Source organism: Gammaproteobacteria bacterium, from assembly GCA_037388465.1.
Classification (GTDB): domain Bacteria; phylum Pseudomonadota; class Gammaproteobacteria; order SpSt-1174; family SpSt-1174; genus JARRKE01.
In genome coordinates this window covers 27,426-54,325 of the sequence record JARRKE010000013.1, presented here as the reverse complement: position 1 = coordinate 54,325, position 26,900 = coordinate 27,426, and the positions used below count along the sequence as shown (strand labels likewise).

Sequence of the window (26,900 nt, the reverse complement as noted above, 5' to 3'; positions counted from 1 at the left end):
ATGCGCTGCAATCGAGCCATTCAAGGCATGAGTTTGCGGATCATCGCCATCGACGCCGGCGAGTTCCAGTCGCGGGCACCGAAATGGGCGTAGCGAATCCTGCCGTCGGGGCCGATCAGGAAGTTCGTGGGATAGGCGTAGACACTCCAGGTGCGTACGGCGTGTCCGTCCGTGTCGTGCAGGACGGGGAAGTTGATGCCTTCCTGGTCCACGAAGTCGCGGACCACATCGGCCTTGCCGCCCACTTCCACCGACACGATGGTGAAGTTCTCGCCGCTCAGTTGCTGGTAGAGATTGATCAGGGTGGGCAGTTCCTCGCGACACGGCGGACACCATTTGGCCCAGAAACTGACCAGCACCACCTTGCCGCGCAGTGCCGCGAGGTCCACGGGCTGTCCCTGCAGGTCCTTGAGTTTAAGCGGCGGGGCGGGCTGGCCGGCTGTATTGAGGTCGTCGGCGTGGGCCTGCTGTTCGCCTGTGGGCCTCACCATCGGGCGCAGCTGCGGCGGATGGGCCGATCGCGGGGTGTGCTCGAGCAGGAATGCCGCCTGATGGATCACGGTCGGGAAGTCCTTGCGCGCCTGGCGGTCCCCGGTCGTGAGCATGCCGTCGGGGCGGGAGATGAAGCCGTCCTCGATTCCCGGGATGACCTTGGTATACACCGCGGCGCCTCCCTGGCGCAGGCTGGCCTGCAGTGAGGACAGGCGCCAGTAACGCGAGGAGTTTTCCGGCTGGATCAGGAATACCGGCAGGTTGGTGGCATAGGTGGCCGGCACGTAGGCCACTTCGGTACCGGGGGCCGGCCGGTGCACGTACAGGTAGGGGTGCAGGAGGATGACCCCCTGGAGCGCGCCCGCCTGGTCGGGGTGTTTCACCTGCCAGGCATGCGCCGCCTCCAGGGTGGCGCGTGCGCCCCGTCCGGCGCTGATCAGCAGCAGGCGTTTGGCTCCGGCGTCCAGCGCATCCTGCATCAGGGCCAGGATGTCTCCGGTCTTGTAGGCCTTCACGCTGTCGCGGTCGGCCGGAACGAAATAACCCGTCTGCAGGTCCGCCAGCCAGGTGGTGAAGCCCTGTTTCGCGATGCCCGTCGCGGCCTGTTCCATGCCCGTGCGCAGGCCGTGTTCGGAGGGAATCCACAGCAGCGTGGTCCGGCTTTTGGCAGCCGCGGCGACATGGACCGGGATGCTGGCGCCGCTGGGGACGGTGAGATCGTGTTCGACGAGGTCGGCATGGGCATACAGCGGTAGGCAGACCATGCCCAGGAGCAGGGTGAGGCGTAGCAGCGTCATTGGGATGCGTTATTTGGGGTGAGCCGGGTGATGAATCGTTACGAATACGGTCAGAAAGTTTGACCTTGGCGGTCAGGAACCTTGTCTATCATACATATGACTGTCTGGGGCATGATTTATTCCACCTACCACTGAGGAAGCATAAGGAGAAAATTGATGAATACCTATTATTTGCTGGTCAGCCGGATTTTACTGTCCCAACTGTTTCTGATCGCCGGTATCGGCAAGATCAGCGGTTATGCGGCCACCCAGGGTTACATGCAGGCCTTCGGCGTCCCCGGCATGCTGCTGCCGCTGGTGATCCTGCTCGAGGTCGGCGGCGGGCTGGCGCTGCTCGTCGGCTGGCAGACCCGGTGGATCTCCTGGGCCCTGGCGATCTTCAGCGTGGTGGCCGCAGCGATTTTTCATCATAACTTCTCCCAGCAGATGGATATGATCAATTTCATGAAGGACTTCGCCATCGCGGGCGGCCTGATGGCGCTGGCGGTGCACGGTCCGGGTGCTTGGAGCTTCGACCGCCGTCCGGCCTGACACCTTTGTGCCTGTTCGTTGTCAATCGTTCAGGCAAGGTTAAGCAATTAGCGGTTAGGATAGGCCCGGCGTCCCCTTTGGGGGCGCCGGGTTTCTGAATAACCAATAACATCTTGCGAGCGAAAGGAGTTGAACATGCGGGCAACCAATACCGCCACCGAATACGGTTGGGTCACACGCGTTTTGCACTGGCTGATGGCCCTGTTGATTCTCGGCATGATCGCGCTGGGGGCCTTTATGGGTGACGTGCCCAAGACCGACAGCTCGAGGCTCGTCCTGTTCACGCTCCATATGTCGACCGGCGTGGTGCTGCTGGTCCTGATTCTGTTGCGCTCCGGCTGGCATCTGTACACCAAACCGCCCAAAGAGGCCGAAAACCTCTGGCCCTGGGAACACCGACTCGCCTGGGTGATCCAGCGCCTGATGTACCTGTGTATGCTGCTGGTGCCGATTGCGGGATACCTGATGGTTTCCAGCGCGGGGCACAAGATTCCCTTCTATGGCCTGCTGCAGCTGCCGGAGGCGCTGCCGAAGGTCGGCTGGGTGCACGAGTTTTTCGAGGGGGCGCACAGCTTCCTGGCGTACAGTCTGCTGGTGTTGGTGATCGTGCACGTGGCCGGCGCGATCAAGCACCGCTATATCGACGGCAACGACGTAGTGGAGCGTATCAAGCTCTGGTAGTCGTGCATCCGGGGCCGCCCGGTCGGTCCCCGGCGTTTGAAAAAACAGCCCCGCCTTGGCGGGGCTGTTTTTTTATGGGGCTGGTGGGTGTCAGCGCCGGGTTCTGGCCTCCCATTGTTCGATGGGTTCCTGGCTGCCGTCGGGGGAGCGGCGGATGATGCGCTGGAAGAACAGGTTGTTGGGGATGGCGAGGATGTTGCCGTCGTCTTCCCTGACCTCGGTGAACATCATGTTGCGGTCCACCGCCCGGCCCTTGAAGCCCTCGGGCAGGATTTCGATCTGCTGGCCGAGTTCGTAGGGACGCCAGATCCAGATGAACAGGCTGGCAGTGATGTTGCTGATCATGGTCCAGACTGCCAGCAGGCCGACCCCGATCACGGCCAGCACGCTGACCAGCATGGCCCACAGCCCGCTGACGTTGATGCCCCACAGGTGCAGCAGAAACAGCAGCAGTACCGTCCACAGCACGCCGGCGCTCAGGCGCTGCAGGACGAGTACGGTATCCAGCGAGAGCGGGATGCGCCGTTGCAGCCGCGCCAGCGATTGGCGTACCAGACGCTGAATCACCGCAATGCCCAGGCTCCCGCCGACGAGCAGGATGATGGTGGGAATACTGGCGCGGATGAAATCGGGGAGGGCGTCGTACAAGCTGCTCAGGCTTTCCATCGCGAATCCTCCAGAGACGTGGGTTGGCTTCAGGTGTCCTGCCCGTCACCCTCGAAACGCAGCGCGGCAGAATTGATGCAGTAGCGCAGGCCGGTGGGCTGTGGACCGTCTTCGAAGACGTGTCCGAGATGGGCGTCGCAGCGGGCGCAGCGCACCTCGGTGCGGGTCATGCCGTGGCTGTGGTCGGTATGCCGGATGACGGCGTCCTCCGTCACCGGTTGCCAGTAACTGGGCCAGCCGCTGCCGGAGTCGAATTTTTCCACGGAGCGGAATAACGGTGCGTTGCAGCAGATGCAGCGATACAGGCCGGGTTCGTGATGGTCGTAGTAGACGCCGGTGAACGGCGGTTCGGTGCCCGCCTTGCGGGTGACCTGGAATTGTTCCGGTGTGAGTTCGGCACGCCATTCCTCGTCGGATTTGCGGATCTTGTCGCTCATGGGGTAGAGCCCTCCGACCAGTAACGTTCGGTGGTGATGTGTCCGGGGTCGCGGCGGCGGTTTTTGCGAAAGCCGCGTTCGCCGAGGACCGCGGTGGTGTCCTTCAGCATGCCCGGATTGCCGCACAGCATGAATTGCGCGTCCGGCGTGAATTCGAGTCCGGCGCGTTGCTCCAGCTGTCCCTCGCGGATCGCGTCCGGGATGTGGCCGGACAGGGCGAAATCGGTTTGCTCACGGCTTACGAAAGGAATGTACTGAAACCGGTCGGCATGGCGTTCGGCAATCCGGTCGATGATATCGCGATAGACGAGGTCCTGGACGCGGCGTACGGCATGCACCAGGACCAGCCTGTCGAAGCGACGCCAGGGTTCCTCGGTGCGCAGGATGGACAGGAAGACGCCCAGCGCGGTCCCGGTGGAGAGCATCCACAACTGGGACCCGTCCGGTACTTCGCCGAGGGTGAAAAATCCCTGCGCCCTGGAGGCGACGAACAGGGTATCGTCCGGTTCAAGCGCCGGCAGGCGGTTGCTCAGCGGGCCTTCGGGAATGATGTCGTAGTAGATCTCGAGCACGGGGTCCTGCGGCGGGTTCACGCAGGAGTAGGGACGGGCGATGCGTTGGCCGTCGATATCCAGGGCGACGCGCACGAACTGGCCCGCCTCGAAGGGTTCTATGGGGGCTTCGAAGCGCAGCGAATAATGGTGCTCCGTCCATTGCTTTTGTTCGATGACCTTGCCTTCCACCCAGTCAGTCATGTTCGTCTCAGGGTTGCCGATAGGGATGCGTTGACGGTCCGGCCTTAACCGGACGCCGCGGCACATTCCTAATGCTTCAGGCTCGGCGGGCGGAAATCAAGCCCAGGCCGTGTAGGCTTATCTCCGTTCAGCCCTGGGCGAGCAGGTGCGCGCGCCAGGCCGCGAACAGGCCTGCATCGCGTGCGGCGATGACCGAGCGCGGTGCCAGCGTGGGTTTGAAGACGGGTTCGCCGTCCAGCGTGCAGCATGAACCGCCGGCGCGATTCAGGATCAGGGTGCCGGCGGCATGGTCCCAGAGCTTCATGCCGCCGTGCAGGTAGAGATGTCCGCGCCCGGCCGCGATCCAGCACCATTCGAGGGCGCAGGAGCCGAAATTGCGTTGCGAGCTGTAGGGCGGTTCGGCGGCAAGCCGGCCCGTCAGGGCTTTCGGCAGGCGCTTGAAGTCGACCAGCGCCGTGCAGCGCGACAGCTCGGCCCGCCGCGGCGTGGCCTGCAGCGGCTTGCCGTTCAACGCGGCGGGGCCGTCGGCGGTGGCGGTGAAACATTCGTCACGCAGGGGGTCGTAGGTGACCGCCACGGTGGGCGCGCCCGCCTCGATGAGGGCGAGCGAAACCGCGAACAGCGGCAGGCCGGCGGCGAAGTTGCTGGTGCCGTCCAGGGGGTCGAGACACCAGAGCGGGCCGCCCGCCTCGAGCAGCCGTGCCTGTTGCGCGGCTTCCATTTCCTCGCCCAGGAAGGCGATATCGGGCCAGTGGGCCTTGAGCGTCTCCTCCAGGGCCGCCTGGGTGGCGAGGTCGGCCTCGGTCAGCAGGCTGCCGTCCGCCTTCACGTCGTGGCCGACGCGCATGAAGCGTGGCAGGATGTGCTCGCGTGCCGCTTCCCGGATGATCGGTACGAGTTGTTCGGGGGGCGGTCGCATGGTGCTATGGAGATTCGATGGGGTTGTCACGTTTTCAGTATACCGGGGTGATCGTTGGCGGGCAGTGAGACGACCTTGCTGCTAGTCGTGCTGGCGCTGGCCGCCGTGGGCTGGTTCTGGTACGACAGCCTGCGTGCGCGCGAACACGCCATCACGGCCAGCCTGCGCCTGTGCCGCGACATGGACTTGCAGTTCCTGGACGAGACGGTGGGCCTGGTGGGCCTGCGTTTGCGGCGCGACCCGGCGGGGACGGTGAGGTGGCAGCGCGTGTACGGCTTCGAGTTCTGCCTGCCGGACGGGCGCCAGCGGTTTCCCGGCCGCGTGGTCATGCTGGGTCCCTGGGTCGAACGGTTGTGGCTGGATCATCCCGCCGGCGAGGTGATCGTGCCCAGCCGCGGGCCGCGCGCATGATGTCCCTACAGGCATTGCGGTAGCATTCCGGTCCGGCTTGGTGAAATAATGAAAAAAACCGAGTCCTGTACTCGGAGATACCATGTCCGCATCCATATTCGAACAATCACTGGCCGCCGCGCCGGCCGTTGTCATTCCCTCCGCGACGCGGGTGGTGCGTCTGCCCGACCCCTTGCCCATGAAGCTTGGCGGGGTGCTGGAGGCGGTCGACATGGCCTACGAGTCGTGGGGCGAGCCGAACGGCGCCAATACCGTTCTCCTGTTCACCGGGCTTTCGCCGAGCGCCCATGCCGCCTCGTCGCCCGAGGATCCGGAGCCCGGCTGGTGGGAGGACATGATCGGCCCGGGGCGGGCGCTGGATACCGGGCGCTTTCATGTGGTGTGCGTGAATTCGCTGGGGAGCTGCTTCGGCTCCTCGGGTCCCGCGTCTCCGGATCCGGCGACCGGCCGGGTCTACGGGACGGATTTCCCCGAGCTTTCCCTGGAGGATGTCGCGCTGGCCGCGCGCCGGCTGCTGGACGTGCTCGGCATCGAACATCTGCATACCGTCATGGGCGCCTCCATGGGGGGTATGAGCGCGCTGGCCTTTGCGCGCGCCAACCCTGAAAGGTTCGACAATCTGTCGCTGATCTCCACGGCCGCCGTGCCTTCGGCCTACGCCATTGCCCTGCGCTCCCTGCAACGCGAGATCGTGCGCAGCGACCCGGCCTGGCAGAAAGGGGCCTACCCGCCGGGTGCCGGCCCGCGCCAGGGCATGTGCCTGGCGCGCAAGCTGGGTATGACGACCTACCGCGCCGCCGAGGAGTGGGAGCAGCGGTTCGGGCACAAGCGCATCGATGCCCTGCGGCGCCGCGCCGTACCCTTCGCCATGGAGTTCGAGGTGGAATCCTATCTCGAACATCAGGCGCAGAAGTTCTGCGACCAGTTCGATGCCAACTGCTACCTGTATCTGTCGCGTGCGGTGGACCGTTTCGATCTGTGCGAGGACGGTTGCGACGTCACCGAGTTGTTCGCCGGGGCCGCGCCGCGTCATGTACAGATCATCGGCGTGCATACCGACACACTGTTTCCGCCGTCACAGCAGGCATGGCTGAGCGAGGCCTTCGGGCGCGCCGGGGCGCAGGTCGATGTCAGGGTCCTGGACTGCCTGCAGGGCCACGATGCCTTTCTGGTGGATACCGAGCAATTCGGACGCATAATCGGCGAGTTCTTTGCCGCGCTTTAGGGCGCGGGCAACGCCGTTTCCCCGATCACGTTATAATTCCCCCCGATCTTGGGCCGGTATGCCGACCTGAAGGATCCTGACTTGTCCGACGCAAAACAATCTGCACACAAACTGCTGGCCGATTCCGTGATCTACTACCAGGGTGAACCGGTAGGAACGGTCGCGAGTCTGGACCGTAACGCCCCCGCGGAGAATTACGCCGAATGCTTCGTGCGTGATTTCGTTCCTTCCGCCCTGTTTTACCTCCAGGACGGGAAACCGGACATCGTCCGCAACTTTCTGAGCCTCACGCTCCAGACCCGCGATATGCAGGAGGAGCTGGAAGGGCACCGGCATCTGCCGCGCGTCATGCCCGCGAGTTTCAAGGTCACCGAGGACGAAAACGGCAACGAAACGCTGTCGGTGGATTTCGGCGACCGCGCCATCGGCCGCGTCGCACCGGTGGACTCCATGATGTGGTGGCTGTTGCTGCTGCAGGCCTATGTCAGCAAGACCGGCGATACCGAGTTCATGGTGCAGGACCAGGTGCAGCGCGGTATCCGCATGATCGTCAACATCTTCCTGCAGGACCGTTTCGAGGTCTTCCCGACGCTGCTGGTGCCGGATGGCTCGTTCATGATCGACCGGCGCATGGGCGTCTACGGCCACCCGCTCGAGATCCAGGCCTTGTTCTTCGGCGCCCTCAACGCGGCCCGGTTCCTGCTGGACAAGGACAACGAACATCACCGCTATCTGTCCGATGCGCTGGACAAACGTCTCCAAGCGCTTGTCGAGTACGTACGCCACTACTATTGGGTGGATTTTGCGCGGCTTAACGAAATACATCGCTACGAGACCGAAATCTTCGGCCACGAGAGCGAGAACATCCTGAATATCTATCCGGACAGCGTGCCCACCTGGGTGCTGGAATGGCTGCCCGAGGATGCGGGCTATCTGGTCGGTAACCTGGGTCCCGGGCGGATGGATTTTCGCTTCTTTTCCTTCGGCAACCTGCTCGCGATCATTTTCGGGCTGGCCACGCCGGAGCAGTCGGACCGTATTCTGGACGTCTTCGAGGGACGCTGGGACGACCTGATCGGGCGTATGCCGGTGAAGATTCTGTACCCCGCCCTGGAAGGTCCCGAATGGAGCCTGCTTACCGGCTCCGACCCCAAGAACGTGCCGTGGTCCTATCACAACGGCGGCAACTGGCCGGCGCTGCTGTGGGCCTTCGTCGCGGCGGCGCTGCGCAGGGGGCGGCGGAGTCTGGCCGGGAAGGCCTTTGAGCTCGCCGAGCACCGTTTGTCCTATAACAGTTGGCCGGAGTATTTCGACGGCATCAACGGCCGTCTCATCGGGCGGCGTGCGAATTTTCAGCAGGTCTGGTCGGCCACCTCATTTCTGCTGGCCGATATGGTGCTGAAGAACCCGGACTCCATGATGGAGCTCGGCTGGAGTCGACAACAAGAAGAATAAAGACGTCATGCATGTATCAAGGTTGAAACGACGGGAGAAGGAGTGAGCGCAAAGAAATCCGGCAGTAGAGGCGGTTTATACATCGTATTGATCAGTGTTCATGGCCTGATTCGAGGCCGTGAACCCGAACTCGGTCGGGATGCCGATACCGGCGGGCAGGTGACCTATGTGGTCGAACTCGCCCGGGCACTGGCCGCTCTCCCCGATGTCTGGCGGGTCGACCTGCTGACCCGTCAGATCTTTGATGCCAAGGTCGGCACGGATTACGCGCAGCCCGTTGAGGCTATCTCCGAAAACGCCAACATCGTCCGCATCCCTTTCGGCCCGCGCCGCTACCTGCGCAAGGAAACGCTCTGGCCCTACCTGGACTGTTTCGTCGACAACACGCTTAAGCATTTCCGCAGCGTCGGCAGGTTGCCCGACCTGATTCATACCCACTACGCCGACGCTGGTTACGTCGGCGCGCATTTGTCCAGCCTGCTGGGCGTGCCGCTGATGCACACCGGTCATTCGCTGGGGCGCGTCAAGCGCGAACGGCTGCGGGAAAAGGGGTTGGATGACCAAGCCATCGAGTCGCGCTACAACATCGGCCGGCGCGTCGAGGCGGAGGAAGCAGTGCTGGCGGCGGCGAATCTCGTCCTGGCCAGCACCCGACAGGAAGTCGAGGAACAATACGCCATGTACGAACATTACCGTCCGGAACGCATGTTCGTGAACCCGCCGGGAACGGACATAGAGCGTTTTCATCCACCGCAGCGCGGCGAACGCTTTGATGATTTGCAGGCGATGCTGTCGCGCTTCCTGGCCAATCCCAAAAAACCGATCGTGTTGGCCATCTCGCGGCCGGACGAGCGCAAGAACATCACCAGCCTGGTGCGCGCCTTTGGCGAAAACCGCCGCCTGCGCGAAATGAGCAACCTGGTCATCGTCGCCGGCACCCGTCACGACATCGTCAACATGGACAAGGGCTCGCGCGAGGTGCTCAACGATGTCCTGTTGCTGATCGATTATTACGACCTGTACGGCCAGGTCGCCTACCCCAAGCATGTCGACAGCGAGGATGTACCGCGTGTGTATCGGTTGGCCGCCAGTACCCGCGGTGTATTCATCAATCCGGCCCTGACCGAACCGTTCGGGCTCACGCTGATCGAAGCGGCCTCCAGCGGACTGCCCATCGTCGCCACACATGACGGCGGCCCCCAGGATATCGTGCATTTCTGCAAGAACGGCGAGCTCATCGACCCGCTCGACATTCCCCGTATGGGCGAGGTGCTGGTGGAGATGCTGAGCGACAGGGAGCGCTGGAAGAAACTTTCGGACAACGGGGTCAAGGGCGCCCGCCAGTATTTTTCATGGCGGGGACATGCCGAGAACTATGTCTCCCACATCAAGAAGCTGATCGGGCCGCGCCGCAGCGGGCGCAGCACGGCCGAACTCTGGCGCCGTCTCCCGTTCAACGACCGCGCGCTGATCTCCGATATCGACAATACCCTGATCGGGGATCGTGCCTCGTTGCGCGAACTGCTGTCGGTTCTCAAGGCGCATCGCGACAAGGTGTCCTTCGGTGTGGCGACGGGCAGGCGTGTGGAACTGACCCTCGAGGCGTTGCGGGAATGGTCGGTGCCGGTGCCCGACGTCATGATCACGTCGGTGGGCACCGAGATCTACTATGGTCCCAATCTGACCCCGGACAAGGGGTGGGCGCAGCACATCGACTACCGCTGGGAGCCCGAACGACTGCGCCAGTTACTGGATGAGTTGCCCGGCCTGGATCTGCAGCCGCAGGTCGACCAGCGTCGTTTCAAGGTGAGTTACTTCGTCGATGTCGGCCGCGCCCCGCCCATGGATGAGATTCGTGGTTTGCTGCGCAAGCACGACCTGTACGCGAACGTGATCTTTTCACATAACGCCTTCCTGGACCTGCTGCCCGAACGGGCCACCAAGGGGCACGCGGTACGTTATTTCGCTTCCAAGTGGGGCATCCCCATCGAACATGTGATGGTCGCCGGCGATTCGGGCAACGACGAAGACATGCTGCGGGGCAGCACGCTCGGGGTGGTGGTAGGCAATCATTCCGGCGAGCTCGATCACCTGCGTCGCTACAAGCGGGTGTTCTTCGCGGGGCGCTCCTATGCCGGCGGTATCGTCGAGGCCTTCAAGCACTACGACTTTCTGGGGCGCTGCAACCTGCCCGAGCGGAGCCGGCGGGAGGGCGACAGGAACGAGGATTGATTAACGGGTTTCGTTTTTGACGGCCCCGCAGCGCTCGCAGCGGTAGATCGTCACCAGCTTCCCTGCCTTCACGTCGAAGACGTTGTCCTTTTCGACCCGCCATTTGTGAAAGCCGCTGCGGCACAAGGTCTTGCCCTTGTGTTTTTCGGCGGCGGTCTTGCGCCTGAAGGGCAGGACCTCGCCCACTATTGTCCCTTGCCGCCGCCCAGGCAGGGCGGGGAGTCGGGTGCGCGACCGGCCTTGTCGAAGTATTCGTCGGGCGTCATGGTATGCAGGGCGAGGGCATGGACCCCGCCGGCAAGCTCCTCCGCCAGCAGGGCATTCACCATGCGATGACGCTGGACAAGCCGCTTGCCTTCGAACTCACCGCTGACCACCACGACCTTGAAGTGCGATTCCGAGCCGGGCGGCACGTTGTGCATGTGGCTTTCGTTGGTGACTTCCAGCACCTCGGGGGCGAGGCCGCTGGAGAGCTTTTGCTCGATCTGCTGCTGCGTGTTCATGGTGCTGTCGTCGATATTTTCTTACCGGTAAGCATACAACAGCCGTGAGGCAACGGAACCCGGGACGGATTGGGGGTATTCATTCCTCGGATTCCAGGCCGTAGAAGGCCTCGCTGGTCGCACGCGTGGCCGCGGCGACCTCGGCCTCGGGGCGGCCGATGGCGGCGGCCACGGTTTTCAGTATGTGCGGCAGGTACATCGGTTCGTTGCGGCGTGTCGAGGGCTTGGGATCGAGGTCGCGCGGTAAAAGGTAGGGTGCATCGGTTTCGATCATCAGGCGATCGGGCGGCACCTTGTGCAGAAACTCCTTGAGGTGATGACCGCGCCGCTCGTCGCAGATCCAGCCGGTGATGCCGATGTGCAGGTCGAGGTCGAGATAGGCCTCGAGTTCCGCCTCGGTGCCGGTAAAGCAGTGGACCACGCCCTGCGAGAAATCGCTGCGGTAGCGGCGTATGGTTTCGATGAAGGTCTGATGCGCGTCGCGTTCGTGCATGAAAAGCGGCAGCCCCAGTTCGCAGGCCAGTTCGAGCTGCGTCTCGAAAGCGCGCTGCTGCTGTTCGGGCGCGGAATAGTTGCGGTTGAAATCCAGCCCGGCTTCGCCGATCGCGCGGACCTTGGGGTGGGCGGCGAGTTCGCGCAAACGTGACGTGGTGTGAGCGTCCCAGGTGCGCGCCAGATGGGGATGCACGCCGACCGTGGCGTAAAGGTTTTCCGGATAGCGTTCGGCGAGTTCCACCGCAAACTCGCTGTCTTCCAGGTCGGAGCCGGTGACCAGCATGCGCGTCACACCGCTGAGCACGGCTCGCTGCAGGGTGCGGATCTCGTCCTGTCGGTACGAGCTGTGGGTGAAGTTGAAACAGATGTCGATCAGTCGGTGCATGACGGATTCATGGTGCGGACGCAGGAAAGCGATTGTCCGGACTCAGGCGTCGGGCGCAAGGGGTGACGATATAATTCGCCCGGTAATGACGGGAAGACTATGGAATACAACTTCAAATCCATCGGTGTCGTGCGTTCGTGCTTCGACGAGAAATTCGGCATTCCGCGCCAGAGCGGGCTGGTGCCGGCGGCACAGGCGCGGATCGAACTGGACCCGCCCTACGGTTGCGCCGAGGCGCTCGGCGGACTGGAGACCTTTTCGCACGTCTGGATCCTGTTCGTGTTTCACGCCAATCGCGATACGGCCTGGCGTGCCACGGTGCGCCCGCCGCGCCTGGGTGGCAACAAGCGGGTCGGGGTGTTCGCCTCCCGCTCCGGTTATCGTCCCAATCCCATCGGTCTGACCCGGGCGCGTCTGGAGGCTATCGGCCATGCCGGGCGCCGCTGGTGGATCGATGTCAGCGGTGTCGACCTGCTGGACGGCACCCCGGTGCTGGATATCAAGCCCTACCTGCCTTATGCCGACGCCGTGGCCGATGCGCACGGCGGCTTCGCTGAGGACCGTCCCGAGGGTTATCTGGAGGTGCGGTTCACACCCCAGGCCCGGCGTGCCTGTGAAAGCGATCCCGGCCTGGCCGAACTGGTGACCCAGGTGCTGGCGCAGGACCCGCGCCCCGCATACCGCGAGGGCCGTGAGCCGTCGGGGAGCGAATACGGCATGCGGCTGGCCGGACATGAAGTGCGTTGGCGGGTCGAGGGTGAGGTGGTGGAGGTAATTGGGGTTGAGGTGGTTGGTGAGGGGTGAGGGGTGAGATGTGCGTGGATGGAACTGATTCTGCGTTTCTCTGCTACGTTTGACGGGTTTTGATTAGAGATGTGGATGCTGGGGTTTCGCGCTCTTTAGGTTTTCAGTATTTATCTAACGCGTTCGTACAGCGCGAGGTACTTTCTCTTGCGTGCCCAAGAGAAAGTACCCAAAGAGAAGGGCACCCCAACCGCCTTGGCCTTCGGCTGCCCTCGCAACCAATGACTTGGCCGACGCGCTACCTCCCTGGCGCGTCGGCATACTGTCCATCCCTGGACATACTCCGGGTCGGTTCGACACGACGTCCTCGGCAACTGCTCCTGCGTTGCTCTACCTCCTGCATCCATGCAGTCGTGTCGCGGCGAACCTCAGCCCGGCGTCCGTGCCGGGCTGACCCTGCAAGCCCTCGGCTGCTCGGCAAGGCGGAACGGGGGAATGTGGTAAGGCGCAAGAAGTGAGGGGCGAGGCGATAAAACATGATTCCCCCTCACGCCTCACGTTTCTAAAACTGTGTATTCGACCCCGCGTAATACTTGACCTCCTTCTGTCCCGGCGCCCAGGCGATATCCAGCCGCAGGTCGGTGTTGACCAGGAAGCGGATGCGCCAGCGGGCACCGACCCCGACGCCGTATTTGAGTTCGTCCAGCTTGGTTTTGCCGTATCGCCAGGCGTTGCCGATGTCGGCGAACAACGCCCAGCGGAATTCCGGGAACCGGTTGATGGGGATCAGCAGGTTGGTGTTGTAGAGCATATACCAGTCACCCTCGATGCTGGCTTTGTCGTAGCCGCGCAGGCTGTCCGCACCGCCGATGGCGTAGCTGGTGCCCTTCAGGTCGGGGCCCGAAGCGGCGCCGAGCTGGAACCGGGAGTTCCAGTTGATCGCCGGGTAAGCGCCGATCGGGTAGTAGCGGATGTACTGCAGGTTGACGGTCTGGCTGTTGTAGCGGGAGCCGAGCGGCTGGATGCCGAGCCCCAGGTTGATGCCGTAATAACCACCCTGGCGCGAATAGCCGGTGTCATCCACGGTGGTGAAGGTCAGCCCGGTGCTGTAGGTGATGTTGGTTTTGTCTTCGGCGAGGCCGGGGGTGCCGGACACGTAGTTGTATTCCGTGCGCCCCCAGTTGACGCCGCCCGACCATTGCAGGCCCTGGTTGGGCCTGATTTCCCTGATCCAGCGCGAGGTACCGAGACTCCAGCCCAGGCTGCGGTATTTGTAGACGCCGCTCTGGGTGTCGTTCTCGCTGGTAACGGTCTCCTTGGAGCTGTCCTGGTGGATGGAGAGGTTCATGCCCCAGGTGGTGCCGACGAAGCGCGGCACGTTGTATTCGAACTGTGTGCGGGTGACGGTGCGATTGTCCGCTTCCTCCTTATTCTCCACCTTGAACCGCAGGCGCTGATTGAGCCCGGCGACGTTGTCCCAGGTGAATTCGCCGCCGTAGCTGAACAGGCCGTCCGGACTGCGTGAAGCCGTCGGCAGCGGCAGGATGTAGATTTTTTCCTTGACGCGGATTTCGAGAATCGGGCCCTTGGGATCCGGGAGCAGCTGCGTCTTCACCGATTCGAACAGCCCCAGATTCATCAGGGTCTGCTGGCATTGCGCGATGGCGCTTTCGTCGACGGGGTCGCCGGCGACGGGACAGCCCTGGTCCTCCAGCAGCTTGAGGCTGGTGACAGCGTTGCCGACGAAGCGGACCTCGCTCAGTTTCTGGCCACTGAAGTCCGGCTTTTTGTCTGCCGCATGTCCGGGCAACACCCAGCACAGGGCCAGGAGCAGTGCGGGCAGGTGGGTGCGCATTCGCCGCACTCAGCGGACCCAGATCGTCTTCGCGTTGACGAACTCCCGAATTCCATGATGGGAAAGTTCACGTCCGTAACCGGAGGCCTTGACGCCGCCGAAGGGCAGACGAGGGTCGCTTTTCACCAGCCCATTGACGAACGCGCAGCCGCATTCCAGGGCGCGGGCCAGGTGTTCGCCGCGCGCAGGGTCTGCGGTCCACACGCTGCCTCCCAGGCCGAAGCGGGTGTCGTTCGCAAGACGCAGCGCCTCTGTCTCGTTGCGTGCCCGTAGCACGATGGCCACGGGGCCGAACAGTTCTTCCTCGTAGGCGCGCATTCCCGGCTGCACCCCATCCAGGATCGAAGGGGCGTAGAACGCGCCGGGGCGGTCCAGCGGCGCGCAGCCGGTTACGGCCTGGGCGCCGGCCTGGACGGAATCCTGCACCTGCCGGTGCAGTTCATCGCGCAGGTCGAGGCGCGCCATGGGTGCCAGCGTCGTGTCGTCGGCTTCCGGATCGCCGGGCACGAGTGCTTCTACACCCTCGCGGAAACGGGACAGGAAATCCTCGGCGACGGCCTCCACGACCACGAACCGTTTGGCCGCGATGCAGCTCTGCCCGGCGTTCATGTAGCGGGAGGTCACAGCCTGTTCCACCACCAGGTCCAGGTCGGCGTCCTCGAGAATCACGAACGGGTCGGAGCCACCCAGTTCCAGCACGCTTTTTTTCAGGCAGGCGGCGGCCGCCGAGGCGACGGCCCGGCCGGCCGGTTCGCTGCCGGTGAGGGTGACCGCGTGGACGCGATCATCCTCGATGACCGCCTTGACCTGGGAGGCGGAGATCATGAGGGTCTGGAAAACCCCGGCGGGGAAGCCCGCTTCGGTGAAGACCTCCTCGATGGCAAGCGCGCACTGCGGGACGTTGGAAGCGTGTTTCAGCAGGCCGCTATTGCCCGCCATAAGGGCCGGTGCGGCGAAGCGGAACACCTGCCAGAAGGGGAAGTTCCAGGGCATGACGGCGAGTACCGTGCCGAGCGGCTGGTAGGCGACCAGGCTGCGGTCGGCGTCGGTCTCGATGAACTCATCAGCCAGGAAGGCAGCGGCCTGTTCGGCGTAGTAGTCGCAGACCCAGGCGCATTTTTCCACCTCGGCCTGGGCCTCGCGTTTGAGCTTGCCCATCTCCTGCGTGATAAGGCGCCCGTAGCGGGCCTTGTTGTCCCGCAATACAGCGGCAGCGCGTTTCATGAGCGTCCCGCGTTCCTCCAGCGAGGTGCGGCACCATGCGCTGCGGCTGCCGGCTGTCTGATTCAGGGCCTGATCGATGCGTGCTTCGTCCCATGCCGGGTAAGTGGCCTGGGTTTCACCGGTGTAGGGGTTGATCGATTCGAAGGCCATGCGTGATCTCCGTTGGGTAGCGGGCAGGACTTTGCGGCAAGGTACATCCTGCATCGCGTTGCAGGTCCTTGTCATCCGTTTGCCGCATATCCGCTATGTTCTTCGGGTAGGGCATCATCATATCGCGCGGCCGCGGCGTTGCCGTCGTTGGCCCGGCAACGCGGTTCGCAGGGTATGATGAGACAGGCTAAGCCATTATTTCTCCAAGTCTGATCGAACGGGTCAAGAATGAAAATAAACTCGGTTTGTGTTCTGGGTGGCACCGGTTTCGTCGGCCACCATGTTTGTGCGCAACTCGTGGACGCGGGCTACCGCGTAACGGTTCTGACGCGGCGCCCCGATCTGCACCGTGACCTGCTGGTGCTGCCGACGCTGAAGCTGGTAGAGGCCGACGTGCATGAGCAGGCCGAACTCGAAAAGCATTTCCAGGGTATGGATGCGGTCATCAACCTGGTGGGAATCCTCAACGAAAAGGGATTCGACGGCAGCGGGTTCCGTCATGCGCACGTCGAGCTCGCCAAGAAGGTCGTGGCCGCCTGCCGCAGCCGCGGCGTACGGCGCCTGCTGCACATGAGCGCGCTCAACGCCGATGCCGCCAACGGTCCCAGTTATTACCTGCGCACCAAGGGCGAGGCCGAAAACCACGTGCATACCTTTTCGGGGGGGAGTCTGGCGGTGACGAGCTTCAGACCTTCGGTCATCTTCGGGCCGGGCGACAGCTTCATCAACCGCTTTGCCAATCTGATGCGCCGTATCCCGTTCGTGTTTCCGCTGGCCTGTCCTGATGCGCGCTTCGCGCCCGTGTATGTCGGCGACGTGGCCGAGGCCTTCGTTCGCGCACTGGAGGATCGCGGCAGCTTCGGGTTGCGTCTCGACCTGTGCGGTCCGCGAGCCTATACGCTGCGCGGCCTGCTCGAGTACACCGCGCGAACCCTGGGGCTGCGCCGCTGGATCGTCGACCTGCCGGACTGGCTGTCCTACACCCAGGCGGTGGTCATGGAACACCTGCCCGGCAAGGTGTTCACAGTGGACAATTACAACTCGCTCAAGCTGGACAGCGTGTGCACCCACGGTGCGATGACCTGCCGCACCGCCGTGGAGGCCGTGGTGCCGCTTTACCTCGGCAAACATGGCCGGGATGCGCGATATCAGGCCTACCGCCGCGAGGCGAAGCGCTGAGCGGGGCCGGCTGACTTAGAATGGCGGCATGAAGTGCTATCTCGTAGGCGGCGCCGTACGCGACCGGTTGCTGGGGCGAGAGCCCAAGGAGCGCGACTGGGTGGTGGTGGGTGCCACGCCGGAGCAGATGCGTGCGCAGGGGTTTCGCCAGGTGGGGCGGGATTTTCCCGTTTTCATTCATCCCGAAACGGGCGAGGAATACGCGCTGGCGCGTACGGAACGCAAGACGGCGGCCGGTTACCACGGCTTCGTGGTGCATGCGGACCCCGACGTCACGCTTGAGGAGGACCTGCGCCGCCGTGACCTGACCGTCAACGCGCTGGCCGAGGATGAATCGGGCCAGGTGATCGATTATTACGGCGGGCTGCAGGATCTCGAACAGCGCGTGCTGAGGCATGTTTCGCCGGCCTTCGTGGAAGATCCGGTGCGGGTGTTGCGGGTGGCGCGTTTTGCGGCGCGTTATGCCTCGCGGGGCTTCCGCATCGCACCGGAGACCCTGGCGCTGATGCGGACCATGGTCGAGGACGGAGAGGTCGATGCGCTGGTGCCCGAGCGCGTCTGGCAGGAGACCCAGCGGGCCCTGTGCGAACCTGAGCCGGCGGTTTTTTTCGAGGTGCTGCGCGATTGCGGCGCCCTGCGGGTGATTTATCCCGAACTGGACGCGCTGTTCGGCGTTCCGCAGCCGCAGGAACACCATCCCGAGGTCGACACCGGCGTGCATACCCTGATGGTCCTGACCCAGGCCGCGGGCCTGAGCGAGGACCCCGAGGTGCGATTCGCCGCTCTCATGCACGACCTGGGCAAGGGCACGACCCCGGCTGACATCCTGCCGCGGCATGTCGGACACGAGGAGCGCGGCGTGGCCCTGGTGCGGGTTGTCTGCAAGCGGCTGCGCGTACCCAACGCCTATCGCGACCTGGCGCGGCTGGTCGCCGCCCATCACGGTCTTTGTCATCGGGCGCTGGAGCTGAAATCCGCCACCGTGCTGGAACTGCTGGAAAAGGTCGACGCACTGCGCCGTCCCGCCCGTTTCGAGCAGTTCCTGCTGGCCTGCGAGGCCGATTCGCGCGGGCGCACGGGTTACGAAGAGCGGCCGTATCCGCAGGCGGGTTATCTGCTGCGCGCCTTGAAGGTAGTGAACGGGGTCGAGGTTGCGCCCTTGCAGGCCGAAGGGCTGGCGGGGGAGGCCCTCGCCGTGGCGATCAGAACGGCCCGTATCCGGGCGTTGGAGGCTTACAAGAAGCGGGAGGCGGAGGCGGGTCAGCGTACGCCGACGGCGGGTTCCAGCGGCGAGCCGTAGAAGCTGCCCTGGGCCCAGCGGATGTCGAGTTCGCGGACCAGCTCGTCGGTTTCGGCATCCTCCACCTTTTCGGCGATGGCATGAAAGCCGAGGTCCTCGGCCATCTGGCGGATACCGATAATGACCGGGCGCATGCGTGGTTCGTGGATCGCGCGGCGCAGCAGTTCGCCTTCCACCTTGATGTAGTTCACCGGCAGGTCGCCCAGATAGCGCAGCGAGGCATAGCCCGAGCCGAAGTGATCGATGGCCAGCTGCATGCCGAAGTCGATCAGGGGCGCCAATGCCTCGCGCGCCTTGAGGGTGTCGTTCAAAAACTCGCGCTCGCTGAGCTCGATCACCAGGGGCTTTTGCGAGCCGACCTCTCCGCCGCAGCGTGCGCAGCTCTGCTCGGCATGGGCGAGCATGTTCAGGACCAGTTCGGGGCGGCGCAGCAGGTCCGCGGACACGTTGACGAAGTGCAGCTGCGGTGTGCCCGACAGCAGGGCCTCGGTGCAGTGCCCCATCGCCAGCGGGATCATCATGGCGTCGATGTGATGCAACAGGTGCAGATGCCTGGCGGCGTCGATGAAAGAACCGGCCTGGTAGCGCTGCCCCTTTTCGTCCCACATGCGGGCCAGTGCCTCGCTGCCGACCTGGGTGCCCGTCGCCACATCCACGATGGGTTGAAAGGCGAGACCCAGCCGGCCCAGGCGCAGGGCCTCCTGGAGACGGGCCGCCATGCTGATCATGCCCAGTCCGGCCTGCCTTTCCCGCCAGACCTGATTACGCCCCGAGCGCTTGGCTTCGTAAAGGGCGGCGTCCGCGCGCAGCAGCACGGCCTCCGCATTGTCCTGGGGATCCATCAGGCTGCTTACGCCGATACTCACGCTCAGCGATACCCGGGAACCCTGATAGGTGATGTCGAGCGTTTCCACGGCGTAGCGAATGCGTTCCGCAATGTACGCCCCTTCGTCGCCACCGGTGCCGGGCAACAGGCACAGGAATTCCTCGCCGCCCCAGCGGGACAGCCAGTCGCCTTCACGCAGGTCGGAGCGGATGGCGCGCGCGACCGCCTTGAGCGCCTCGTCGCCGAGGGCGTGCCCGTAGTGGTCGTTGACGATCTTGAAGTGGTCGAGATCGATCAGCAGCAGGGTATAGGGATCGTTGCGCCGCATGGCGCGGGCATGCTCGCGCGCCAGGGCCTCCTGCATGCTGGCGCGATTGCTGAGGTGTGTAAGCAGGTCGTGATTGGCCTGATAGGTCAGCTTGGCCTGCAGGGCGCGTTCTTCGCGGACGTCGCGCAGCACGATTACGCAACCGCCGTCTTCCCTGCCGTCATCGTCCGCCAGCGGCGAAACCGTCACGTCGATGTCGGTGAGTGTTCCGTCGGCGCGGATCAGGCGGGGATGGCCGCTGATGGTGAGCGTTTGCCGCCGCTTGAGGCTGTCGGCGATGGTTTCCATCAGATCGGTGCCATCCAGGCGCAGGACGTCGTTTGCCGGCTGTCCAATGCTTTTCGCCTCGTCCAGTCCGGTCAGTTCGAAGGCGGCCGCATTCATGAATTCGATGCGCAGGTCGGCATCGAGGGTGATGACGCCGTCCGACAGGGCGGTCAATGCGGTGCGGGCCCGCTGGCGTTCCTTTTGCAGCGTCTCCTGAAGCTGGATGCGCTCGCTGATGTCGCGCAGGGTGCCCACGCTGCCCAGGGGGTTGCCATCGGCGTCGTAGATCAGGCGAACGTCGACCTCCACCCAGGCCACGCTGCCGTCCTTGCGGATCAGGCGCTTGGTGTGCCGGGAGGCGGGAGTGCGTTCCGTTGCAAGGCCTTCCCTGATGTTGTCGTTGCGGACGCGATCATCCGGGTGAACCAGGGCCAGGATGCTTTGGCCCAGCGATTCTTCAATGCCGTAGCCGGTCAGGGTTGTCCAGGCGGGGCTGAGATAGGCCCAGCGGGCGTCCCCGTGTGTGGTACGAAACACGACATCCCGCAAATGAGGGATGAGCTGTTCCAAGTCTTCGCCGTCCTGCTCGGAGATTGTCACCGCCAAGTCGGTTCTCCCTGTACGCCTTTGGGGCGGTACTAACGTTTAATTATCTGTCCTTAATATTGACGAATCGCCGCAAATTGGCAATGAGCGCACTTTTGGGTGTGTATGAACACCCCGGTGTCTACAGGAACCAGTAAAGCAGGAAAGCGCCCAGCAGAACCCGGTAGACCACGAACACCAGCATGCTTGCGTGCTGGATGTAGCGCAAAAAGAAGTGGATGCAGAGATAGGCCGTGATCGCGGACAGCACGGCACCGAGCAGGAATTCCCCCCACTGGGGCGGTACCCGCTGGCGGACCAGGTCGATGATCTCCAGACTGCCGGCGAGCACGATCACCGGGATCGACAGCAAAAACGAGTAACGTGCGGCCGCGGCGCGCTTGAGGCCCAGCATGCGCCCGGCGGTCATGGTGATGCCGGAACGTGAGGTCCCCGGGATCAGGGCGACGGCCTGGGCGCAGCCGATGATCAGCACGTCCTTCCAGGTCAGGCCGTGTTCGTCGCGTACGCGCTTGCCGGTGGCGTCCGCCCACCACAGCAGCAGGCCGAACCCCACGCTGGCGAAACCGATCACCACCGGCGTGCGCAGCTGGTGCTCGACCAGGTCCTTGAGCAGCAGCCCCGCCAGCCCGACCGGGATGGTGCCGAGCAGCACGGCCCAGGCCAGTCGCGCGTCGGGGGTCATGCCCCGGCCGACCAGCGATCTGGTCCATTCCCGCGCCATGCTGACCAGTTCGTGCCGGAAATAGATCACCACCGCCGCCAGGGTCCCGACGTGCAGGGCGACGTCGAAGGCCAGGCCCTGATAGTGCCAGCCCAGGAGTTCCGGCATGAGCACCAGATGGGCGTCGCTGGAGATGGGCAGGAATTCGGTCAGGCCCTGGACGATGGCGAGCACGACGATATGCAGCAGCGGCATGTGGATCCCCCTGATTTAGAGACGATAGGTCTGGTTGTTTAATGCAAATCCGGCCAGGTCAGGTGCGTAGTCTTTGCCGAACGCGATTGCCTGAAAACGCTCCCCCATCTCACCCGGCAGCGTGAGGGTTTTCATCTGCTGCGCCAGGGCGTAATCGTGCGCGGCATCGCCGTTCAGTGCGGCCTGGTAATGTTGTTCCAGACTGCAGCCGAGCAGAAACCAGGCCTGGCTGGTGTAGCCCAGCAGATCCAGTCCGGCATCGGCGCCGGCCTCCGCCACGGCGGTGAAGTCCACGCTGGCGGTGATGTCGGTCAGGCCCGGATACAGAAACGGATCCTCGTGCGCGCGATGGCGGTAATGGCAGAGCAGGGTGCCCATGTGCCGCTCCGGCAAATAGTATTCACGGCGCGGATAGCCGTAGTCGATCAGCAGCGCCACGCCCTGCGTCAGCATGTCGGCTATGCCTTGCATCCAGCCCGGCAGATTGGGGTTGAACTCCGACGTATAGCCTTGCGGCAGGATCATGCCCAGGGCGTTGACGCAGTCGGCGATGGCCGCGTCGGCTGGTTGTTCGCACCAGGCCGGTTCGTCCCCGTTCAGGCATACGCGCCGTTCCATCAGGGCGCTTTCGCGTTGGACAAAGCAGGTGACCGGCATGGCGTCGAGCACCTCGTTGCCGATCGCCATGCCGGTGAAGGTCTCGGGCAGGCGGTCGATCCAGGTGACGCGTTCGAGCAGCTGCGGGCAGTGATCACTCAGTGTCTGGTGCTGCACCTCGCGCAGGCCGGCGCTGAGCTCCATGATGAGATAGCGCGGGGGCAGGGCGTCCTCCGCCTCCAGTGCCGTCAGCAGGTCGGCCGCCATGCGTCCGGAACCGGCACCGAATTCCAGCAGGTCGCCGCCGGTGTGCGTTAGGACCTCGGCGCATTGCCGGGCCAGCGCGCGCGAGAACAGGGGTGAGATCTCGGGGGCGGTGACGAAGTCGCCGGCGGCGCCGAACTTGTGCGCGCCGCCGCTGTAGTAGCCGAGGGCCGGTTCGTACAGGGCCATTTCCATGTAGCGGCGAAAGCCGATGCTGCCGCCTGCGGTACGGATTTCCTCGCGAATGCGGGCCTTCAGCCGTTCACTGACGGTCAGGGCGTCCGGGTCGGGTGCGGGCAGATCTAGCGGGGTTCTGAACGGCATCGGGTCGGACCGGCTGTGTTACATTGCCGCACGAATTCGGCGACGTTGTATTCCATCCATCGGGCAAAGGCCGTGCAGAATAACCCACTCCCTCTGGCTGGCAAAACCGCCCTGATAACGGGCGGCGGGCGTCGTATCGGCGCAGAGATCGTGCGCCAGCTCCATGCCGCCGGCATGAACATCGTGCTGCATCATCGCGTGGCGGTGAGCGAAGCGCAGATCCTGCAGGCGGCGCTGGAGGCTGAGCGCCCCGAATCGGTCAGCCTGCTGCAGGGCGACCTGCTGGATACCGCGGCACTGCCCGGCCTGGTGGAACGGGCGCACGCGGTTTGGGGGCGGCTGGACGTGCTGGTGAACAACGCATCCACCTTTTATGCCACGCCGGTGGGGCAGATTACCGAGGCGCAGTGGGACGACCTGGTCGGCACCAATCTCAAGGCCCCGCTGTTCCTGTCCCAGGCGGCGGCACCCTGGTTGCGCGAAAGCGGCGGCTGCATCGTAAACCTGGTCGATATCCACGCCCTGCGTCCGCTCAAGGGCTATCCCGTGTATTGCGCCGCCAAGGCGGGGCTGGCCATGCTGACCCAGTCGCTGGCCCGGGAGCTGGGGCCCGAGGTGCGCGTCAACGGCGTGGCGCCCGGGGCGATCCTGTGGCCCGAGGACAGCGCCAATGCCGCCATGCATCAGGAACTGATCCGGCGTACGGCCCTGCGGCGGGAAGGTTCGCCGGCCGATGTGGCGCGCGCCGTGCTTTATCTGGTGCGTGATGCCGGCTATGTCACCGGGCACGTGATCCCGGTGGATGGCGGCCGTCTGCTCAATCAATAAGCGCGCTTTCTTCCCAGCCCAGCGGATAGGGCTGCAGGCGCAGGCCGTTGAATTCGGCCTGCCACCACAGTTCGGCGAAGGTCTTGCGCAGCACGGGGTGTTCGACGTTCGGCGCCAACTCCGCGAGCGGCTTGAGCACGAAGGCGTATTGCAGGATTTCCGGACGCGGCAATACCAGCCCCGCCTCGTCACAAACCATGTTGTCGTACAGCAGCAGATCGAGGTCCAGGGTGCGGGCGCGGAATCCGCGGTCCCGTGGGCTGCGGCCATGCTTCATTTCTATCGCCTTGAGGTATTCGGCGAGTTGGGAAGGCGTCAGGTCGGTGTCGAAACCGGCCGCCAGATTCAGGAAGGGATCCCCTTCAAAGCCTTCCGCTGGACATTCATAGACCGTGGAGAGTCGCAGGTCGTCGAACTCGCCGCGCAGAACGGCCACCGCGGAGCGGAGATGGCGCTCGCGGTCGATATTGCTGCCCAGGCTCAGGTAGACGCGCGGCATCAGGACTGACGCTCGATGACGACGCCTACTTCCGCCGCGTCGCGCACCGCGCCGGGCTTGGAAACGGTCAGGCGCAGCCAGGGCAGGGTGAATTCCTTCAGCAGCAGGTCGGCGAGGCGTTCGGCCAGGGTCTCGACCAGCTGGAACTCGTTTTCCTCGGTAAAGGTCTGCACCCGTTTGGCGACCGCCTTGTAGTTGACCGCGTCCTCGATGGCGTCGCTGGCGGCGGGGCGGCGGTTGTCCATCCCCATTTCCAGGTTGATGCGCACGCTCTGGCGGATGCGGCGCTCCCAGGGGTAGATGCCGATGATGGTCTTGACGCGAAGGTCGCGGATAAAAACGGTGTCCATGCTGCTCTCCGAGGCAGGAACCGCTATCATACCGGCTGTGGCGCGCAGGCCAAGCGCCATGGACGCGCTGCTTGCCAGAACGGCACATGTTTGCTATCTTGCGCGCCTTTTCACCGATACCCTCTGGATTTCACGGAGTTAAGGACCATGGCTCGAGTATGCCAGGTGACGGGCAAGCGTCCGGTCACGGGGAACAATGTATCCCATGCGAACAACAAGACCCGGCGTCGCTTTTTGCCGAATCTCCACACCCACCGCTTCTGGGTGGAGAGCGAGAACCGCTGGGTGAAGCTGCGGGTGTCCTCCAAGGGCATGCGTATCATCGACAAGAAGGGCATCGATGCCGTGCTGGGCGACATCCGTGCGCGCGGCGACAAGGTTTGAGGTAGACGATTATGGCCAAGGGCGCACGTGACAAGATCAAGCTGGTTTCCTCCGCGGGAACCGGTCACTACTACACGACCACCAAGAACAAGCGCAACATGCCGGAAAAGATGGAGATCAAGAAATTCGATCCCGTCGTTCGCCAGCATGTGATCTACAAGGAAGCGAAGATCAAGTAAGTCTGCGTTTCTGCGGTAGCCATAAAAAAACCCGGCCTTGGCCGGGTTTTTTTATGGCTGAGTGCGCGGCTCAGCCGGTCTTGAGGGTCAGGCCGCGCAGGCTGGCGGCGAATTCCTGCAGGGCCTGGATGCCGCTCGCTTCGGCGCGCTGGCACCACTCCTGTAGGGACTGCAGCAGTTTTTCCTGGTTCGCGTGGGTCTTGTCCCAGGTTTCCTGCAGCTGTTTGCGATAGTTGTAAACCGTCTCCAGCATCGCATTGTGGTGCAGGGCGTTGTCCAGGCGCTCGCGCAGCCGGCTGGTCATGCGCGATTCTTCACGGATCAGGGCATGGCGGGCGCGGACCAGCAGGGCCTTCATGCCGCCGTCTTCCGTCTGGGCGATTTCCTGGCGCAGCACGGGCCGGATCACCTGCCGCGCGTAATCGGCCATGATGTGCATGCGACCGGAGATGATGGCGCGCGCCGTCTCCAGGTCGATGTGCTCCTTGCTCGTCTCGTGTGCGAGGCGCGGTGCGGTGCGCCGCACCTTGGCCAGGCCGAGCAGGGACAGGATGCGGATGTAGAACCAGCCGATGTCGAATTCCCAGGGCTTGACCGAGAATTTGGCCGAACTCGGGAAGGCATGGTGATTGTTGTGCATCTCCTCGCCGCCGATCAGGAAGCCGATATTGATCAGGTTGGTCGAGCCGTCGCGGGGTTCGAAGTTGCGATACCCCCACCAGTGACCCAGGCCGTTGATGATGCCCGCGGCCCAGAACGGGATCCACAGCATCTGGATGGCCCAGATGGTGATGCCGTAGAAACCGAACAGCAGGAAGTCGATAACGGCCAGCAGCGAGACACCCCAGAAATTGCGCTTGGAATACAGGTGGCGCTCCAGCCAGTCGTTCGGCGTGCCATGCCCGTATTGTTCCAGGGTTTCGGCGTTGTCCGCCTCTTTGCGATACAGTTCGGCACCCTCGAGCATCACCTTGTCGATACCCGCCACATGCGGGCTGTGCGGGTCTTCCGGGCCTTCGCATTTGGCGTGGTGCTTGCGGTGCACGGCGACCCACTGTTTGGTCACCATGCCGGTGGTCAGCCACAGCCAGAAACGGAAAAAGTGGCTGACGACGGGGTGCAGGTCCAGGGCGCGGTGCGCCTGGGCGCGGTGCAGGAACAGGGTCACGCTGGCGATGGTGATATGGGTCAGGCCGAGCGTAACGAGGATGTAGCCCCACCATGGGAGCTGGATAAAGCCGGAAATCAGGGACATGAAATTACTCAGGTTAGGGATAATCAGTTATTCAATGGGGGCTTTGAATCCCCTCTGCAAGCCACTATAGGCCATCCGGTCGAACCCAGTCCATGACTATTCGCAATTCCCTGCGGGTGTCATGAGGGGGGTAGTGTGGCCAAAGATAATCCAGAAAACCGACGGTTCAAGCGAGGAGGCAGTGATGGCCGATGTGCGTACCCTGGAAGTGGCCGCCTACGGGTGGCAACAATCCGCCTGGGTGGCGCGCTGGTATCCGGAAGACCTGCCGCCCGAGTGGCGCCTGGGCTATTACGCGAACGCTTTTAGAAGCGTGCTGATGCCCGCTGAGGCATTCGCCGCCGCCGGCGAGGACCAGCTGCGCCAATGGGCCGGGGATGCCGGCGAGGGATTCGCCATCTACGTGGAACTGCATGCAGAGCAAACAGGGGATGCGGGCCATGCCGGGACGTTGGCCTGTCTCCGGGCATTGGGCGAACGGCTGGCGGGTCTGGTGGTGGATGCGGGCGCCCTGGAGGGACGGACCTGGCTGAGCGGGGAATTCGCGGGGCTGCCGATCGTGCCGCGCGAGGTCGGCAGCGCGCCGGACTGTCTCTGGCAGGGTGGGTTGGTCGAGGGGAGTGCGCCGCTCGGACTGCTGCATCTGGATCAGTTGCCGCCGCCGCGCGCCATCCGGCAGCTGCTGGAGGACTTTGCGGCCTCGGCGCAGGGCGACCAACTGGTGCTGTTTGTCGAAGGCCCGCCGGAAGTAATGGAGTCGTTGGAAACCCTGGCGCGTTTGCTGGGTCTGTAGACTGGCGTGTTGACAGGTTTATCGATATCCACACACACTCTCCCT

29 protein-coding genes are annotated in these 26,900 nt (G+C 63.8%); 13 read left to right on the top strand and 16 right to left on the bottom strand.

Annotation, left to right across the window (positions count from 1 at the left end; all coding sequences use genetic code 11):
* Nucleotides 1–20 precede the first annotated feature (20 nt).
* Nucleotides 21–1,289 carry a TlpA disulfide reductase family protein gene (locus P8Y64_04415; GenBank protein ID MEJ2059711.1) on the bottom strand — a complete coding sequence of 423 codons (1,269 nt, stop codon included), beginning with the start codon at nt 1,287–1,289 and terminating at the stop codon, nt 21–23.
* A 156-nt stretch (nt 1,290–1,445) separates the two neighbouring features.
* On the opposite strand from P8Y64_04415, the gene P8Y64_04410 reads away from it, so the two are divergent.
* Nucleotides 1,446–1,820: a DoxX family protein gene (locus P8Y64_04410; GenBank protein MEJ2059710.1), complete on the top strand. Its 375-nt coding sequence runs from the start codon at nt 1,446–1,448 to the stop codon at nt 1,818–1,820.
* Nucleotides 1,821–1,955: 135 nt separating this feature from the next.
* The gene (locus tag P8Y64_04405) at nt 1,956–2,501 is read left to right on the top strand and encodes a cytochrome b (protein MEJ2059709.1); all 546 of its coding nucleotides are present in this window, start codon (nt 1,956–1,958) and stop codon (nt 2,499–2,501) included.
* Between the two features lie 90 nt (nt 2,502–2,591).
* Here the strand turns inward: P8Y64_04405 and P8Y64_04400 are convergent, their stop codons facing one another.
* From P8Y64_04400 to P8Y64_04385, 4 genes are all read right to left on the bottom strand, one after another.
* The gene (locus tag P8Y64_04400) at nt 2,592–3,167 is read right to left on the bottom strand and encodes a mechanosensitive ion channel family protein (GenBank protein MEJ2059708.1); all 576 of its coding nucleotides are present in this window, start codon (nt 3,165–3,167) and stop codon (nt 2,592–2,594) included.
* 29 nt (nt 3,168–3,196) lie between these two features.
* A complete protein-coding gene (msrB, locus tag P8Y64_04395; protein MEJ2059707.1) occupies nt 3,197–3,604 on the bottom strand; it encodes a peptide-methionine (R)-S-oxide reductase MsrB in 408 nt (135 codons plus the stop codon).
* Nucleotides 3,601–4,359: a ferredoxin--NADP reductase gene (locus P8Y64_04390; GenBank protein ID MEJ2059706.1), complete on the bottom strand. Its 759-nt coding sequence runs from the start codon at nt 4,357–4,359 to the stop codon at nt 3,601–3,603. Before P8Y64_04390 ends, msrB begins: the two co-directional genes overlap by 4 nt.
* Nucleotides 4,360–4,486: 127 nt before the next feature.
* Entirely contained in the window at nt 4,487–5,278 is a 792-nt protein-coding gene (locus P8Y64_04385; protein MEJ2059705.1) for an inositol monophosphatase family protein, read from the bottom strand.
* Between the two features lie 54 nt (nt 5,279–5,332).
* On the opposite strand from P8Y64_04385, the gene P8Y64_04380 reads away from it, so the two are divergent.
* From P8Y64_04380 to P8Y64_04365, 4 genes are all read left to right on the top strand, one after another.
* Nucleotides 5,333–5,689 (top strand): DUF3301 domain-containing protein, encoded by a 357-nt coding sequence (locus P8Y64_04380; GenBank protein ID MEJ2059704.1) that lies wholly within the window; start codon nt 5,333–5,335, stop codon nt 5,687–5,689.
* Nucleotides 5,690–5,771: 82 nt separating this feature from the next.
* Nucleotides 5,772–6,914 (top strand): homoserine O-acetyltransferase, encoded by a 1,143-nt coding sequence (locus P8Y64_04375; GenBank protein MEJ2059703.1) that lies wholly within the window; start codon nt 5,772–5,774, stop codon nt 6,912–6,914.
* Nucleotides 6,915–6,995: 81 nt separating this feature from the next.
* Complete coding sequence (locus tag P8Y64_04370; protein MEJ2059702.1) at nt 6,996–8,369, top strand: glycoside hydrolase 100 family protein; 1,374 nt, start codon at nt 6,996–6,998, stop codon at nt 8,367–8,369.
* A 42-nt stretch (nt 8,370–8,411) separates the two neighbouring features.
* Entirely contained in the window at nt 8,412–10,601 is a 2,190-nt protein-coding gene (locus P8Y64_04365) for an HAD-IIB family hydrolase (protein ID MEJ2059701.1), read from the top strand.
* Here the strand turns inward: P8Y64_04365 and P8Y64_04360 are convergent, their stop codons facing one another.
* The 3 genes from P8Y64_04360 to P8Y64_04350 all read right to left on the bottom strand — a co-directional run bounded on the left by P8Y64_04360 (nt 10,602) and on the right by P8Y64_04350 (nt 11,984).
* Entirely contained in the window at nt 10,602–10,787 is a 186-nt protein-coding gene (locus P8Y64_04360) for a hypothetical protein (protein MEJ2059700.1), read from the bottom strand.
* A complete protein-coding gene (locus P8Y64_04355; GenBank protein MEJ2059699.1) occupies nt 10,787–11,104 on the bottom strand; it encodes a BolA/IbaG family iron-sulfur metabolism protein in 318 nt (105 codons plus the stop codon). Before P8Y64_04355 ends, P8Y64_04360 begins: the two co-directional genes overlap by 1 nt.
* Before the next feature lie 79 nt (nt 11,105–11,183).
* Entirely contained in the window at nt 11,184–11,984 is an 801-nt protein-coding gene (locus P8Y64_04350; protein MEJ2059698.1) for a TatD family hydrolase, read from the bottom strand.
* Nucleotides 11,985–12,083: 99 nt separating this feature from the next.
* On the opposite strand from P8Y64_04350, the gene tsaA reads away from it, so the two are divergent.
* Nucleotides 12,084–12,788, top strand: a complete 705-nt coding sequence (gene tsaA / locus P8Y64_04345) for a tRNA (N6-threonylcarbamoyladenosine(37)-N6)-methyltransferase TrmO (protein ID MEJ2059697.1) — start codon at nt 12,084–12,086, stop codon at nt 12,786–12,788.
* Nucleotides 12,789–13,290: 502 nt separating this feature from the next.
* Here tsaA and P8Y64_04340 read toward each other — a convergent pair.
* Complete coding sequence (locus P8Y64_04340; GenBank protein ID MEJ2059696.1) at nt 13,291–14,583, bottom strand: BamA/TamA family outer membrane protein; 1,293 nt, start codon at nt 14,581–14,583, stop codon at nt 13,291–13,293.
* A 9-nt stretch (nt 14,584–14,592) separates the two neighbouring features.
* Nucleotides 14,593–15,957: an NAD-dependent succinate-semialdehyde dehydrogenase gene (locus P8Y64_04335; protein MEJ2059695.1), complete on the bottom strand. Its 1,365-nt coding sequence runs from the start codon at nt 15,955–15,957 to the stop codon at nt 14,593–14,595.
* 228 nt (nt 15,958–16,185) lie between these two features.
* On the opposite strand from P8Y64_04335, the gene P8Y64_04330 reads away from it, so the two are divergent.
* Together P8Y64_04330 and P8Y64_04325 are read left to right on the top strand one after the other, a co-directional pair.
* Nucleotides 16,186–17,136: a complex I NDUFA9 subunit family protein gene (locus P8Y64_04330; protein ID MEJ2059694.1), complete on the top strand. Its 951-nt coding sequence runs from the start codon at nt 16,186–16,188 to the stop codon at nt 17,134–17,136.
* A 28-nt stretch (nt 17,137–17,164) separates the two neighbouring features.
* Nucleotides 17,165–18,436, top strand: a complete 1,272-nt coding sequence (locus P8Y64_04325; protein MEJ2059693.1) for a multifunctional CCA addition/repair protein — start codon at nt 17,165–17,167, stop codon at nt 18,434–18,436.
* Here the strand turns inward: P8Y64_04325 and P8Y64_04320 are convergent.
* The 3 genes from P8Y64_04320 to P8Y64_04310 form a co-directional block, all read right to left on the bottom strand.
* On the bottom strand, nt 18,397–20,457 hold the full coding sequence (locus tag P8Y64_04320) for a diguanylate cyclase (protein ID MEJ2059692.1): 2,061 nt from the start codon (nt 20,455–20,457) through the stop codon (nt 18,397–18,399). The genes P8Y64_04325 and P8Y64_04320 overlap by 40 nt on opposite strands.
* A 127-nt stretch (nt 20,458–20,584) precedes the next feature.
* Nucleotides 20,585–21,382, bottom strand: coding sequence for an undecaprenyl-diphosphate phosphatase (locus P8Y64_04315; protein MEJ2059691.1), 798 nt, complete (start codon nt 21,380–21,382; stop codon nt 20,585–20,587).
* 15 nt (nt 21,383–21,397) lie between these two features.
* Nucleotides 21,398–22,567 carry an SAM-dependent methyltransferase gene (locus P8Y64_04310; protein MEJ2059690.1) on the bottom strand — a complete coding sequence of 390 codons (1,170 nt, stop codon included), beginning with the start codon at nt 22,565–22,567 and terminating at the stop codon, nt 21,398–21,400.
* Nucleotides 22,568–22,639: 72 nt separating this feature from the next.
* On the opposite strand from P8Y64_04310, the gene P8Y64_04305 reads away from it, so the two are divergent.
* Complete coding sequence (locus tag P8Y64_04305; protein ID MEJ2059689.1) at nt 22,640–23,395, top strand: pteridine reductase; 756 nt, start codon at nt 22,640–22,642, stop codon at nt 23,393–23,395.
* On the opposite strand, the gene folK is transcribed toward P8Y64_04305, so the two are convergent.
* Both folK and folB read right to left on the bottom strand, forming a co-directional pair.
* On the bottom strand, nt 23,385–23,894 hold the full coding sequence (gene folK / locus P8Y64_04300) for a 2-amino-4-hydroxy-6-hydroxymethyldihydropteridine diphosphokinase (GenBank protein MEJ2059688.1): 510 nt from the start codon (nt 23,892–23,894) through the stop codon (nt 23,385–23,387). The two genes, P8Y64_04305 and folK, sit on opposite strands and share 11 nt — an antisense overlap.
* On the bottom strand, nt 23,894–24,244 hold the full coding sequence (folB, locus tag P8Y64_04295) for a dihydroneopterin aldolase (protein MEJ2059687.1): 351 nt from the start codon (nt 24,242–24,244) through the stop codon (nt 23,894–23,896). Before folB ends, folK begins: the two co-directional genes overlap by 1 nt.
* Nucleotides 24,245–24,391: 147 nt before the next feature.
* Here folB and rpmB point away from each other — a divergent pair, with 147 nt between their 5' ends.
* Together rpmB and rpmG are read left to right on the top strand one after the other, a co-directional pair.
* Complete coding sequence (gene rpmB, locus P8Y64_04290) at nt 24,392–24,628, top strand: 50S ribosomal protein L28 (protein MEJ2059686.1); 237 nt, start codon at nt 24,392–24,394, stop codon at nt 24,626–24,628.
* Nucleotides 24,629–24,639: 11 nt separating this feature from the next.
* Nucleotides 24,640–24,807 (top strand): 50S ribosomal protein L33, encoded by a 168-nt coding sequence (rpmG, locus tag P8Y64_04285; GenBank protein ID MEJ2059685.1) that lies wholly within the window; start codon nt 24,640–24,642, stop codon nt 24,805–24,807.
* Nucleotides 24,808–24,877: 70 nt separating this feature from the next.
* Here the strand turns inward: rpmG and P8Y64_04280 are convergent, their stop codons facing one another.
* A complete protein-coding gene (locus tag P8Y64_04280; GenBank protein MEJ2059684.1) occupies nt 24,878–26,056 on the bottom strand; it encodes a fatty acid desaturase in 1,179 nt (392 codons plus the stop codon).
* A 190-nt stretch (nt 26,057–26,246) separates the two neighbouring features.
* Between P8Y64_04280 and P8Y64_04275 the strand changes: the two genes are divergently transcribed.
* Complete coding sequence (locus P8Y64_04275; GenBank protein MEJ2059683.1) at nt 26,247–26,855, top strand: hypothetical protein; 609 nt, start codon at nt 26,247–26,249, stop codon at nt 26,853–26,855.
* Nucleotides 26,856–26,900: the final 45 nt, after the last annotated feature.

What these genes read in the sequence shown, in the direction of transcription:
- P8Y64_04415 (MEJ2059711.1), bottom strand. Translation starts at nt 1,289, where the DNA reads ATGACGCTGCTACGCCTCACCCTGCTCCTGGGCATGGTCTGCCTACCG.
- P8Y64_04410 (MEJ2059710.1), top strand. Translation starts at nt 1,446, where the DNA reads ATGAATACCTATTATTTGCTGGTCAGCCGGATTTTACTGTCCCAACTG.
- P8Y64_04405 (MEJ2059709.1), top strand. Translation starts at nt 1,956, where the DNA reads ATGCGGGCAACCAATACCGCCACCGAATACGGTTGGGTCACACGCGTT.
- P8Y64_04400 (MEJ2059708.1), bottom strand. Translation starts at nt 3,167, where the DNA reads ATGGAAAGCCTGAGCAGCTTGTACGACGCCCTCCCCGATTTCATCCGC.
- msrB (MEJ2059707.1), bottom strand. Translation starts at nt 3,604, where the DNA reads ATGAGCGACAAGATCCGCAAATCCGACGAGGAATGGCGTGCCGAACTC.
- P8Y64_04390 (MEJ2059706.1), bottom strand. Translation starts at nt 4,359, where the DNA reads ATGACTGACTGGGTGGAAGGCAAGGTCATCGAACAAAAGCAATGGACG.
- P8Y64_04385 (MEJ2059705.1), bottom strand. Translation starts at nt 5,278, where the DNA reads ATGCGACCGCCCCCCGAACAACTCGTACCGATCATCCGGGAAGCGGCA.
- P8Y64_04375 (MEJ2059703.1), top strand. Translation starts at nt 5,772, where the DNA reads ATGTCCGCATCCATATTCGAACAATCACTGGCCGCCGCGCCGGCCGTT.
- P8Y64_04355 (MEJ2059699.1), bottom strand. Translation starts at nt 11,104, where the DNA reads ATGAACACGCAGCAGCAGATCGAGCAAAAGCTCTCCAGCGGCCTCGCC.
- P8Y64_04350 (MEJ2059698.1), bottom strand. Translation starts at nt 11,984, where the DNA reads ATGCACCGACTGATCGACATCTGTTTCAACTTCACCCACAGCTCGTAC.
- tsaA (MEJ2059697.1), top strand. Translation starts at nt 12,084, where the DNA reads ATGGAATACAACTTCAAATCCATCGGTGTCGTGCGTTCGTGCTTCGAC.
- P8Y64_04340 (MEJ2059696.1), bottom strand. Translation starts at nt 14,583, where the DNA reads ATGCGCACCCACCTGCCCGCACTGCTCCTGGCCCTGTGCTGGGTGTTG.
- P8Y64_04335 (MEJ2059695.1), bottom strand. Translation starts at nt 15,957, where the DNA reads ATGGCCTTCGAATCGATCAACCCCTACACCGGTGAAACCCAGGCCACT.
- P8Y64_04330 (MEJ2059694.1), top strand. Translation starts at nt 16,186, where the DNA reads ATGAAAATAAACTCGGTTTGTGTTCTGGGTGGCACCGGTTTCGTCGGC.
- P8Y64_04325 (MEJ2059693.1), top strand. Translation starts at nt 17,165, where the DNA reads ATGAAGTGCTATCTCGTAGGCGGCGCCGTACGCGACCGGTTGCTGGGG.
- P8Y64_04315 (MEJ2059691.1), bottom strand. Translation starts at nt 21,382, where the DNA reads ATGCCGCTGCTGCATATCGTCGTGCTCGCCATCGTCCAGGGCCTGACC.
- P8Y64_04310 (MEJ2059690.1), bottom strand. Translation starts at nt 22,567, where the DNA reads ATGCCGTTCAGAACCCCGCTAGATCTGCCCGCACCCGACCCGGACGCC.
- folK (MEJ2059688.1), bottom strand. Translation starts at nt 23,894, where the DNA reads ATGCCGCGCGTCTACCTGAGCCTGGGCAGCAATATCGACCGCGAGCGC.
- folB (MEJ2059687.1), bottom strand. Translation starts at nt 24,244, where the DNA reads ATGGACACCGTTTTTATCCGCGACCTTCGCGTCAAGACCATCATCGGC.
- rpmB (MEJ2059686.1), top strand. Translation starts at nt 24,392, where the DNA reads ATGGCTCGAGTATGCCAGGTGACGGGCAAGCGTCCGGTCACGGGGAAC.
- rpmG (MEJ2059685.1), top strand. Translation starts at nt 24,640, where the DNA reads ATGGCCAAGGGCGCACGTGACAAGATCAAGCTGGTTTCCTCCGCGGGA.
- P8Y64_04275 (MEJ2059683.1), top strand. Translation starts at nt 26,247, where the DNA reads ATGGCCGATGTGCGTACCCTGGAAGTGGCCGCCTACGGGTGGCAACAA.